We start from the raw sequence: 7116 nt of genomic DNA on the forward strand, positions 1-7116 counted from the left end.
GTACTGCTGCACGCTCATGTGCCGCCCCCCCCGTACGTCGTTCCGTACGCGGCCGCGCCGGGCCCGTTCGCGGGAGCCGGCGAGGCCGCGGTCCCGGGCCCTCCCCGTACGCGTTCACGTTGGCTTCCCCACCCCGCCGCCCGGGCGGACCGGGGCGGGGGACCTCAGGGGCGGGTCAGGGGCGGGTCAGCCCCCACGTCTGCAGGCTGAAGGGCCGTCCCTTCTCCTCACCGGTGATCAGCGGTACGTCGAGCAGCCGGAAGCCCGCCTTGGTGGCCACGGCGACGCTGGCGGCGTTCTCGGGCTCCAGCTCCAGGACGACCTCCTGCGCGCCCAGTTGCCCGAAGGCGTAGTCGGCCATCACCCGCACCGCGCGCACCGCCAGCCCCTGGCCGCGGTGGGCCGGGCCGACGGCGTAACCGATCTCGGTCCCCTCGGGGGCGCGCCGCAGCATCACCTCACCGAGGGGTGCGCCGCCGTCGACGGTGATGGCGAGGAGGACGGCCACGCCCTCCTCCCGCAACTGTCGCGCCCGGGCCAGGCGCGCGCCGGCGGCCGCGTCGTCGAAGGGGGAGACGATCGGCGTCCAGTACGCGATGTCGGGGTGGTCGAAGAGCTCCGGCATCGTGGCCAGGTCCGCCTCGGTCCAGTCGCGCAGGACGAGGCCCTCCCCGGAGAGCTCGATCCGCTGGGGAAACGACGATGTCGTGCTGGTCATGCTGAGGAACCTCCGTGGCCTGTTCGCGACGGGCGGGGCAACCGCCGTCGGGCGCGAGGGCCGACCGGTGTTCCGCCCCCGTCTTCTTCCGTCCCCAGATCGTCTCACCGATCGGACGTTCGAAGGACGGCCGGGTCCCGGCGGCTCCGTGGGGCGGGGGTCCGGAAATCAGGGGTCGGCGGGGACCGGAACTGTGTGGATAAGGCCATGACCACTGGATTCCCGCCGATGAGGAGGTACCCGCCGACTCCGCCCGGATCGATCCCGCTCCGGTCACCGATGGCTGTCGGGGGACACGCACCTCAACTTCGGCTTCCACCAGCAGGCTTCCGGTCTGCAGGTCGGCCATGCCCGCGTGGTGACCGGCCACCCCGACTTCGCCCGGCTGTGTGACGTGTACATCTCCCCGGGAGTACGGGGGAACGGGCGTGGGAGCGGTACTCGTCAGCGGTCGGCCCCGAACTCCACCGAGACGGCGCGGCGGTCGCGCAGGCCGCGGTCGAGCAGGACCACGGAGCCGATGCCGGAGCCGGCGGCCGCGGCCAGGCCGTCGCGCCCGATCCGGTCCAGCAGCTTCGCGAGTCCCCGCCGATGGAGCCGGAAGACCCGCGGTGAGGCCGTCCGGCGGCGGGCGTGCTGGCCCGACAGCGCCTCCTGGGGCCCGACGTCGAGGACCACCATGTGCAGGGGACGGCCGGACCGGCCGGCCGTGTGCGCGAGCCACCGGCGCATCCAAGGCCTGCTGCCGCAGTCGTGTATGAGCAGGGGGTGGCGGAGCCTCATCTCGGAACGTATCCACCGCATGTGGCTCAGCCGCGCCCAGGGCCGGTACGCCCCGTACGGAAGCCAGTCGGGCATCCGTGCCTCGTGCGCGGTGCGGGTGGCGCGGGGATCGACGACGATGGCTGTACGGGACCACGCGCGCAGCAGCGTGCTCTTCCCGCTCCCGGGAAGTCCGGCGACGACGACCGCGGCGTCCGCCGGATAGGACAGCCTGACGTCACCGCCGGACCGGCGCCGCAGGTCGACGACGCCACGGGGGGCCAGGACCCGGCCGGGCGGCGGGCCGGGCCGGTCCGCCGCCGGGACGGGGACCTGCGGCAGTCCTGCGGGGTACTCGGTGCTGAGGGGTGTGCTCAAGGTGACGGGCCGTCCGGATGCGGGGTCGTGGAACGACCCCGAGGCTACGCGACCGGCCCCGCACGGGCGGACGGGAAGCCGGACTCGGGGTGTGGTGGACTGTCAGTGCCCGGGGCCAGCATGCATACCTGGGTCATGCCCCAGATCCTCCGTCGCGGGCAGGCACTCGGCGAGCAGGTCGACGACGTCGCGCCAGGCTCGCTGCGCGTGCCGTGGGTGGTAGCCGACGCCGGGGACCACGGGGTGGCCGACCGGCGGGTGGTGGAAGGCGTGCAAGGCGCCGCCGTAGACCGTGAGGCGCCAGTCGACGCCCGCGGCCTGCATCTCGGCGGTGAACGCGTTCCGTTGCGCGGACGGCATGATCGGGTCTTCCGACCCGACCCCGGCCCACACCGGGCAGCGAATGCGCGCCGCCTCGCCCGGTCGGCCCGTGGTCAGTGCGTTGACCGTCCCGATCGCGCGCAGGCTGACGCCGGCGCGCCCGAGTTCCAGCCCGACGGCACCCCCCGTGCCATAGCCGACGGCGGCGATCCGGTCGGGGTCGGTCCGCGGTTCGGTGCGCAACACATCGAGCGCCGCATGGCCGATCCCTCGCATCCGCTCGGGGTCGGCGAGCAGTGGCAGGCAACGGGCCAGCATCTCCTCGGGGTCGCCCAAATAGCGCCCGCCATGAAGGTCGAAGGCCAGCGCTACGTATCCCAGCTCGGCGAGAGCATCGGCCCGGCGGCGCTCGACGTCGCTGAGCCCCATGCCCTCTGGTCCGAGCAGCACCGCGGGCCGGCGGTCGACACCGGCCGGGAGCGCGAGGTGCCCGATCATCGTCAAACCGTCGGCCGGATACTCGACCATACGCGTCGTAATCGTCGTCATGAGACTGGACTGTAGTGATCGTCGGGCCCGGTCCGGCCGGTGTTCTGCCGCTGGCAGAACAGCGCGGGTATCCCTCTGAAATACGGCGAGGGCCCACAAGAACCGTCACAAACCCCGCCCCCACGGCAGCGCTATCGGATCACCTGCCCGGGCCACGGCGTTGGAGGCTGACCCTCGCAGCAGGATTCCGGGGTCCCGGCGCTGACCGTGAGGGTCGCCCCGGCCGGCAACCCCCACGGCACCGCTGCGATGTGGATCCGCGACCGCCTCGACGGCCTGTTCAGCGACGAGGACTTCACCGCTGGTACCCGCGCGACGGCCGCCCCGGGCTCTCGCCCGCGCAGCCGGCCACCGTCTGCGTGCTGCGGTACGCGCTGAACCTGTCGGACCGCCAGCGCCGCCGCGAGGAGGTGCGCTGCCGCATCGACTTCAAGTACGCCCTCGGCCTGGAGCTGGAAGACCCCGGCTTCCACCGCGGCGTGCTGTCCGACTTCCGCGACCGGCTCGCGAGGGCGACCGCGCCGACCGGCTGCTGGGCCCGGCGCTGACCCTGATTCGGCGGGCCGGCCTGCTCAAGGGGCGCGCCGCCCGCGGCAGTCGACCATTTCCATAAACTGTGAATATAAAAATGCTATGCTTCGAGCATGAGTCGTCAAGACACCGCTCCTGGCGCGTCCGCCGCCATCGGGGCAGCCCTCTACGGCCTGGCCACCAGGGCCGCGAGACGCCTGCCCCGGGACATGAGCCTGACGTCCGCCGCCACCCTGGCCACCCTGGACCGGACCGGCCCGCGGCGCATCACCGATCTGGCCGCGGTCGAGGGCGTCACCCAGCCCGCGATGACCACCCTGGTCCGGGTGATGGAGGAGTCCGGCCTGGTCGAGCGGCGGGGTGACGCGTCCGACAAGCGGGTCACGCTGGTGTGCCTGACCGAGGCAGGCGCCTCCTATGTCCGGACGCGGCGCCAGGCGGGCGTCCACGCGTTCGAGCGGTTGATCGACGAGCTCACCGGCGACGAGGTCGAGGCGCTGGTGGCGGCCCTTCCGGCACTGAAGCATCTGGCAGAGCTCGAAAGCCAGGACCGCGGAGGGCCGAAGCAGTGACCGGGCAGCCGGTCGGCGGGGTCGCGGCGAAGGCGTTCCCGGTGGCGCGTTCCGAGGCGCGGCCGCTGGTCCCCGCCCTGATGTTCATCGCTCTGGTCGTGGCGGCGGTCGCTAGCCTCGGGACGCCGCTCATCACCAGCGTGGCGACCTCGTTCCACGTCTCGCTCGGCAGCGCGCAGTGGACGCTGACCGTCGCGCTGCTCAGCGGCGCCGTCGCCACGCCGGTCCTGGGCCGGCTCGGCGCCGGCCGGCGCCGGCGGGTCACGATCCTCGCCACGCTGGCGGTCGTCGTCGCAGGCAGCGCGCTCACCGTGCTGCCGCTGCCGTTCGCGTGGCTGCTGGCCGGCAGGGCGGCCCAGGGCGTCGGGCTCGGGCTGACGGCGCTGATGATGGGCGTGGCCCGGGACCACCTCCCCGAGGAGCGCAGCGCGGGCGTGATCGCCCTGATCTCGGTGGTCTCGATCATCGGGGCCGGCGTCGGCTACCCGCTGGCCGCACTGCTCGCCGAGCTCGGCGGGGTACGGGCCGCCTACGGCCTCGGCCTGGGCGTCACCGCCGCCGCCCTCCTGACCGCGTGGCGCTCCATGCCCGAAGCCCCCGAAGGCCGCTCCGCCCACGTGGACGTGGCAGGCGCGGTCGTCCTGGCCGCTGCGCTGCTCCTGGTGCTGTTCCTCGCCGGCGAACGGAATCTGTGGAGCCGGCACCTCGCCGTGGCGGCGGGCCTCGCCGTCGTCGCGGTGGTGCTGCTCTGCGTCTGGGCCGTCATCGAGCTGCGCAGCACGACGCCCCTGGTCGATGTGCGGGCGGTGCGGCACCCGGCGGTCGCCGGGGCGAACCTCGCCATGTTCGTCGGCGGGATCGGCATGTACCTCCTGCTCACGCTCATCACCCGGTACGCGCAGACGCCGCACGGCGCCGGCTACGGCTTCGGGCTGACGACCTTCGTCGCCGGGCTGGTCCTCATCCCGTTCTCGGTGCTGGGGTTCGTCGCCGGCAAGCTCACGCGGCGGGTCCGGACGCGGATCGCCGACCCCCTGCTCCTGGCCGGCAGCGCCGTCGTGGTCGGCGGCGGGTTCGCCCTGTTCGCGGCGGCCCGGTCGGACCTGGCCGAACTGTTCGCGGCGATGGGTGTGCTCGGCTTCGGCGTCGGCGGCTTCTCGGCCGCGATGCCCGGAGTCATCCTGGCCTTCACCCCCAAGAGCGAGACGTCGAGCGCCATGAGCTTCAACTACGTCGTCCGCAGCGTCGGGTACTCCCTGGGCAGCGCCATCGGCGGCCTGATCCTCGCCGCGGGCACCGGCCCCGGCCACCTCTTCCCCGACGACAGCGCCTACACCACCGCGGCGCTGGTCGGCATCGGCGCCATGGCGATCACGACGCTGACAAGCCTCGCTCTCGCCCGCCGACGCTCGTCCGAGACCAACCCGTAAGCCAGATGCACTCATCCCAACACTGGAGGTTCCATGCCCAAGGGCTACTGGGTCAGCGTCTACCGCACCATTTCAGACCCTGAGAAGCTGGCTGCTTACAACAAGCTGGCCGGCCCGGCCGTCCAGGCCGGGGGCGGGCGGCTCCTCGTCCGTGGCGGCCGGGTCGTCGCCCATGACGCCGGACTTGCCGAGCGCACCATCCTGATCGAGTTCGACAGCTTCGAGCAGGCCGTCGCGGCGCGCGAGAGTGCGGCCTACCAGGAGGCGCTGGTCGTCCTCTCCGACGGCGTCGAGCGCGACTTCCGCATCGTCGAAGGCATCGACTGACCGAGGTCCAGTCGGATCTTCACTGAAGCAGCAGGATTCTGGGGTATACCGGCCCGCTCCCGTGAGGGGCGTCACCAGCTGGTTCCCTCACGGCTCAGGCAGCCTGGCCGAGACCGGCGGCGGTCAGGTCCTGCTCGCGCAGCGGGGTGCAGTCGACGTCGAGTTTCGGGTCGTAGGCCTCGGGCTGGATGCCGAGTCCGTGGGTGCTGTACTCGCCGAACCGGTTGATGTGTTCGGTCAGGTACGGCGAGATGTGCGCCAGGTCTTCCGGGTCGATCTCCCATCCCTCTTCCACCCCGACTCCGGACGGCGGTCACTCCCGTACGACCAGGTACCCCTGGTGCCGGACGGAACCGCCGTCGGCGGGCAGCGTCGGTTCCCCCGGGTGCCGGCCGGGCCGCAGCGACACTCCGACGGCGCCGGCGTAGGTCGGCCGGACCCCCGGCGTGGCCGCCCCCGGCCCACCCGGTCCGGGGGCGGCCGCGCCCACCGCCTGCAGGCCGCGCGCCGACCGCGCCCACCGCCTGCAGGCCGCGCGCCGACCGTGCGGCGCGGGGCTCAGGCCGCGGTGCCCAGGCAGAACCACAGCCACTTGCCGAAGCCGTCGGTGCTGAAGCCCCACGCCAGGCTCAGGGCGGCGATGATCCCGAGGCCGCGCCCGGACTCGCGTTCCGCGCAGCCGGCCGCCGTGCCCACGGTAGGGGCCATCTCGGCGCTGCCGTCCCGTACGGCGCACATCAGCGAGCCGGTGGCGGTGTCGTGCCGGATGACCAGCCGCAGCCGGTCGCTGCCACCGTGCTCCACGGCGTTGGCGACGGCCTCGCTGAGCAGCAGCCCGCCGTCGTCCGCCAGGTCCCGGTCCGCTACGCACGTGCCGAGGGTCTTGCGGGCCAGACCGGCGGCCGCGAGGTCACCGGGCAGGGAGATGTCGATCAGCCGAGCGGACATGGCAGGCCCTCGCTGTGTGTCGGTGGCGGCGACCGGGGAACCGGTCCGCGCCGCGTGGTCGCCCCTTGGTGTCCAGGCTAGGAGCCGCCTCCGCCCGTTTCCACGGCCCTGTGGCCGTCGATGAGGGGCTGATCGGAGGAGGCGCGGGCGGGACGGGGCACGCTCGGGCGGCCCGCCGGGCGCGTGACGGGACGGGGTCGCCCGCCGGGTGGCGCGGGGCGGCCGGGCGGGCGGCGCCGTCAGCCGAAAGGACGAGGCGGCCCCGGCGCCCGAACGTCCGGGGCCAGGAATACGTCGCCAGGATCCTCGGTTCCCGATATAGTTGAATTCGCAACAACATTGGGAAGGGGAGCCATGCAGTTCGGGATCTTCACCGTCGGTGACGTCACGGCCGATCCGACGACCGGACGCGTACCGGGTGAGCACGAGCGGATCAAGGCGATGCTCGCGATCGCGCAGAAGGCCGAGGAGGTCGGCCTCGACGTCTTCGCCACCGGCGAGCACCACAACCCGCCGTTCGTCCCCTCCTCGCCGACGACGATGCTCGGCTACCTCGCCGCGCGGACCGAGAACCTGATCC

Annotated in this window: 10 protein-coding genes; 5 read left to right on the top strand and 5 right to left on the bottom strand. The window is 73.1% G+C overall.

The features are described 5' to 3' along the window. Nucleotides 1-175: 175 nt before the first annotated feature. The 3 genes from ACFV0Q_RS35865 to ACFV0Q_RS35875 all read right to left on the bottom strand — a co-directional run bounded on the left by ACFV0Q_RS35865 (nucleotide 176) and on the right by ACFV0Q_RS35875 (nucleotide 2728). Complete coding sequence (locus ACFV0Q_RS35865; RefSeq protein WP_385011356.1) at nucleotides 176-718, bottom strand: GNAT family N-acetyltransferase; 543 nt, start codon at nucleotides 716-718, stop codon at nucleotides 176-178. A gap of 444 nt (nucleotides 719-1162) precedes the next feature. Further along, nucleotides 1163-1858, bottom strand: a complete 696-nt coding sequence (locus tag ACFV0Q_RS35870; RefSeq protein WP_385011357.1) for an AAA family ATPase — start codon at nucleotides 1856-1858, stop codon at nucleotides 1163-1165. Between the two features lie 102 nt (nucleotides 1859-1960). Further along, a complete protein-coding gene (locus ACFV0Q_RS35875; RefSeq protein WP_385011359.1) occupies nucleotides 1961-2728 on the bottom strand; it encodes a dienelactone hydrolase family protein in 768 nt (255 codons plus the stop codon). A 359-nt stretch (nucleotides 2729-3087) separates the two neighbouring features. Between ACFV0Q_RS35875 and ACFV0Q_RS35880 the strand changes: the two genes are divergently transcribed. The 4 genes from ACFV0Q_RS35880 (at nucleotide 3088) to ACFV0Q_RS35895 (ending at nucleotide 5588) form a co-directional block, all read left to right on the top strand. Then, a complete protein-coding gene (locus ACFV0Q_RS35880; RefSeq protein ID WP_385011361.1) occupies nucleotides 3088-3276 on the top strand; it encodes a transposase in 189 nt (62 codons plus the stop codon). A 192-nt stretch (nucleotides 3277-3468) separates the two neighbouring features. Then, a complete protein-coding gene (locus ACFV0Q_RS35885) occupies nucleotides 3469-3831 on the top strand; it encodes a MarR family winged helix-turn-helix transcriptional regulator (RefSeq protein WP_385011372.1) in 363 nt (120 codons plus the stop codon). Next, a complete protein-coding gene (locus ACFV0Q_RS35890; protein WP_385011363.1) occupies nucleotides 3828-5261 on the top strand; it encodes an MFS transporter in 1434 nt (477 codons plus the stop codon). Before ACFV0Q_RS35885 ends, ACFV0Q_RS35890 begins: the two co-directional genes overlap by 4 nt. 33 nt (nucleotides 5262-5294) lie before the next feature. Further along, on the top strand, nucleotides 5295-5588 hold the full coding sequence (locus ACFV0Q_RS35895) for a DUF1330 domain-containing protein (RefSeq protein WP_385011365.1): 294 nt from the start codon (nucleotides 5295-5297) through the stop codon (nucleotides 5586-5588). A 94-nt stretch (nucleotides 5589-5682) separates the two neighbouring features. Here the strand turns inward: ACFV0Q_RS35895 and ACFV0Q_RS35900 are convergent, their stop codons facing one another. Together ACFV0Q_RS35900 and ACFV0Q_RS35905 are read right to left on the bottom strand one after the other, a co-directional pair. Beyond that, nucleotides 5683-5883, bottom strand: coding sequence for a Tn3 family transposase (locus tag ACFV0Q_RS35900; RefSeq protein WP_385011367.1), 201 nt, complete (start codon nucleotides 5881-5883; stop codon nucleotides 5683-5685). A 263-nt stretch (nucleotides 5884-6146) separates the two neighbouring features. Next, the gene (locus tag ACFV0Q_RS35905; RefSeq protein WP_385011369.1) at nucleotides 6147-6536 is read right to left on the bottom strand and encodes an ATP-binding protein; all 390 of its coding nucleotides are present in this window, start codon (nucleotides 6534-6536) and stop codon (nucleotides 6147-6149) included. 354 nt (nucleotides 6537-6890) lie between these two features. Here ACFV0Q_RS35905 and ACFV0Q_RS35910 point away from each other — a divergent pair. Next, nucleotides 6891-7116 (top strand): LLM class flavin-dependent oxidoreductase (locus ACFV0Q_RS35910; RefSeq protein WP_385011370.1); only part of this gene is annotated, 226 nt, incomplete at its 3' end.

The organism is Streptomyces sp. NPDC059564, assembly GCF_042735575.1.
GTDB lineage: Bacteria > Actinomycetota > Actinomycetes > Streptomycetales > Streptomycetaceae > Streptomyces.